Raw genomic sequence first — 3,527 nt, forward strand, 5'->3', positions numbered from 1 at the left:
CTTCGCCCACTTCTCCGCCATCGCGACGAGCGGCTACCGCAGCCTCGACGAGAACCAGAAGGTGGAGTTCGACATCACCCAGGGCCAGAAGGGCCTGCAGGCGGAGAACATCCGCCCGCTCTGACCTTCGCTCTTCGCCGACGGCGGTCCGACTGATTCAGTCGGGCCGCCGTTCGCGTTCCCGTTGAGGTGCACCGCGGGTATCGCCGGCGTATGGAAAATCGCATACGCTCCGGCAACGGCCGGCCCTCTTCAATGAGGTCATGAGCCCCAGGAGAACCCTGTCCGTCGGCCTGGCCGTTCTCGGCCTCGCGGGCGCCGTGTTCGTCGTGCGGCGGCCGCTCGTGATGGCTGCTCCGGCGTGTCTGGCCGGGCGGTGGCACGGCTGCTACGACACCGAGAACGGCCTGATCCTGATGATGCTGGTCGGGCTGCCGCCGGCCGCTCTGCTGGTGTGGGCCCTGGCCTACCGGCGGCGCGCCATCGGCGTTTCCCTGGCCTGGCGGATCTCGGTGGCCGACGTGGGCCTGGTCTACGGGACAGTGCCGTTCATCTGGATGACTCTGATGCCGGGTCCGGGCGCGGGTGTCGTCCCCGGCCGGGTCAGTCTGGTGCCGCTGCGGGACCTCATCACGATGGGACCGCTCGGGATCGGCGGCAACCTGCTGATCCTGGCCGCGCTGGGCTTCTTCGCCCCGATGCGGTTCGCGGCGCTGGCCTCCGTACCGCGGATCCTGGCCCTCGGGGCCGGCTGCTCGATCCTGATCGAGACCGCGCAGTTCGTCTTCCGCCTGGACCGGGTGTCGTCGGTCGATGACGTCCTGGTCAACGCGGCCGGCGCCGCGCTGGCCGCGCTGGCGTCCCGCCGCTGGTGGCGGACCACGGCGGAGGAGCCGTCCGACCAGCACCGATCCGCACCGGCGGCGGCCACCTCCGGACCGCGCTGACCATAGGCTGCCGGCATGCGCGTACTGATCGTGGAGGACGAGCCCTACCTGGCCGAAGCCGTCCGTGACGGGCTGCGGCTCGAAGCGATCGCCGCCGACATCGCCGGTGACGGCGACGCGGCCCTGGAGCTGCTCGGCGTCAACTCGTACGACCTCGCGGTCCTCGACCGCGACATCCCCGGCCCCTCCGGCGACGAGGTGGCCCGGCGCATCGTGGCCTCGGGCAGCGGCATCCCGATCCTCATGCTCACCGCGGCCGACCGGATCGACGACAAGGCCTCCGGCTTCGCGCTCGGCGCCGACGACTACCTCACCAAACCGTTCGAGCTGCGGGAGCTGGTGCTCCGGCTGCGGGCCCTCGACCGCCGGCGCGGGCACGCCCGGCCGCCGGTCCGCGAGATCGCCGGCCTGCGGCTCGACCCGTTCCGCCGGGAGGTCTTCCGCGACGGGCGCTACGTCGCGCTCACCCGCAAGCAGTTCGCCGTGCTGGAGGTTCTGGTCGCCGCCGAGGGCGGGGTGGTCAGCGCCGAGGAGCTGCTGGAACGGGCCTGGGACGAAAACGCCGACCCGCTCACCAACGCCGTGCGCATCACCGTGTCCGCGTTACGCAAACGGCTCGGCGAGCCCTGGATCATCGCCACCGTGCCCGGCGTCGGCTACCGCATCGATCAGGGGTGAGCGTGACCAGAGCCCCCGGGATGAGCGTCCGCCTCAAGCTCACCCTCAGCTACGCCGCTTTCCTCCTGCTGGCCGGTGCTCTGCTGCTCGCCGCCGTGTGGGTGTTCCTGCTGCGTTACGTCCCCGACCGGGCATTGCTGATCGGCACCGACACCAGCATCAACGGCGTCTTCCCCGTCCGGTCCAACCTGCTGCACATCTTCGCTCCGCGGGCGGCCGCCGTGCTGGCCTTCGTGCTGGTGTTCGGCCTGGTCGGCGGCTGGGTGCTGGCCGGCCGGATCCTCGCGCCGCTCACCCAGATCGCGGACGCGGCCCGGACCACCGGCCAGGGGTCACTGTCGCACCGGATCCGCATGAAGGGGCGCCGCGACGAGTTCCGTGAGCTCTCCGACGCGTTCGACTCGATGCTCGACCAGCTCGAGTCCCACGTCGCCGAGCAGCAGCGGTTCGCCGCGAACGCCTCGCACGAGCTGCGCACCCCGCTCGCGATCTCGCGGACGCTGCTCGAGGTCGCCCGTAAGGACCCCACCCGGGTGCGGGGTGAGCTCATCGAGCGGCTGCACACCGTCAACCAGCGGGCCATCGACCTCACCGAGGCCCTGCTGGTGCTCAGCCGCGGCGACCGCGGGGACTTCACCCGGGAGAGCGTCGACCTGTCCCTGCTCGCCGAGGAAACCGCCGAGACGCTGCTGCCGCTGGCCGAACGGCGCCGGATCACGCTGGAGGTCACCGGCGGAGCGGCCCGGACCAACGGCTCGCCTCAGCTTCTGCTGCGGATGGTGACGAATCTTGTACAGAACGCCATTGTCCACAACGTCCCAACGGACGGCACCGTCACTGTGCGTACTGAGTCGCACGGTGACACGAGCGTGTTGCAGGTCGAGAACACGGGTCGCCGGCTCCCGCCCGAACTGCTGCCGACGCTGACCGAGCCCTTCCAGCGCGGGACAGAACGGGTACGCACGGACGAACACGCCGGCGCCGGCCTCGGACTGGCCATCGTGCACAGCATCGTCCGAGCCCACGACGGCTCCCTCGACCTCAGGCCCGGCCCCACCGGCGGTCTCCGCGTCACCGTCCGGCTACCCGGTACGCCGTAGCACTGTCGCGAATCAGGCGTGCTTCTGCCAGTGCGCGGCTGGGTATGACATGCGACACTCGCAGCAGGATCGGTGCCAAGAAAGATCCACACTGTGGGTGACGGATTCGCGCGACGGCCAGGAGGGATGACCATGCGATCTCTGGCAGGTCGTTACCGGGTCGAGCAGCCGGTCGGCCACGGTGGCAGCGCCGTCGTGCACAGCGGCTACGACCGTACGCTCAAACGTCGCGTCGCGATCAAGCTGTTCTCGCCGTACCGGCCGGACAGCGGTGAGCCGTTCCTCGACGTGCTGCGCGAGGCGCGGGCCGCGGCGACGCTGAGCCACCCGAACGTCGCCCGGGTCTACGACTACGGCGAGGCCGTCGACGGGGACCAGCGGATCCCGTACCTGATCATGGAGTTTCTCGAGGGTGACACCGTAGCCGACCGGCTCGCCGCGACCGGCGCGTTCGAATGGTCGCGCGCCGCCGAGATCTGTGCGGACGTCGCCGCCGCCCTGGCCGCCGCGCACGCGCGGGACCTGGTGCACCGCGACGTGAAGCCCCGCAACGTCATGCTGACCCCGGGCGGCGTGAAGGTCCTCGACTTCGGCATCGCCGCCCTAGCCGGGCAGAACAGCTTCGACGCGCACGGGCAGCTCTGGGGCACCCCGGCCACCCTCGCGCCCGAGCAGCTGCGCGGCGAACCGACCTACCCCGCGGCCGATGTCTACGCGCTCGGCCTGCTGCTGTTCGAATGCCTCACGGGCACCCGCGCCTGGCCGGGCACCAGCGTCGGCGACATCCTCGCCGCCCGCTTCC

The 3,527-nt window shown here is 71.0% G+C and carries 5 protein-coding genes; all 5 read left to right on the plus strand.

The genetic code is table 11. The features are described 5' to 3' along the window. On the plus strand, nt 1-124 hold a 124-nt coding region (locus tag AB0C29_RS38795; RefSeq protein ID WP_360831463.1), incomplete at its 5' end, for a cold shock domain-containing protein. Between the two features lie 139 nt (nt 125-263). Continuing rightward, nucleotides 264-947 carry a VanZ family protein gene (locus AB0C29_RS38800; protein ID WP_360831454.1) on the plus strand — a complete coding sequence of 228 codons (684 nt, stop codon included), beginning with the start codon at nt 264-266 and terminating at the stop codon, nt 945-947. A 15-nt stretch (nt 948-962) separates the two neighbouring features. Continuing rightward, nucleotides 963-1,625: a response regulator transcription factor gene (locus tag AB0C29_RS38805; RefSeq protein ID WP_360555696.1), complete on the plus strand. Its 663-nt coding sequence runs from the start codon at nt 963-965 to the stop codon at nt 1,623-1,625. A gap of 2 nt (nt 1,626-1,627) precedes the next feature. Further along, a complete protein-coding gene (locus tag AB0C29_RS38810) occupies nt 1,628-2,725 on the plus strand; it encodes a HAMP domain-containing sensor histidine kinase (protein ID WP_360831457.1) in 1,098 nt (365 codons plus the stop codon). A gap of 132 nt (nt 2,726-2,857) precedes the next feature. After that, a partial coding sequence (locus AB0C29_RS38815; protein WP_360831460.1) for a serine/threonine-protein kinase occupies nt 2,858-3,527 on the plus strand: 670 nt, incomplete at its 3' end.

The sequence above is a fragment of the Actinoplanes sp. NPDC048791 genome (assembly GCF_040650095.1).
Lineage (GTDB): Bacteria > Actinomycetota > Actinomycetes > Mycobacteriales > Micromonosporaceae > Actinoplanes.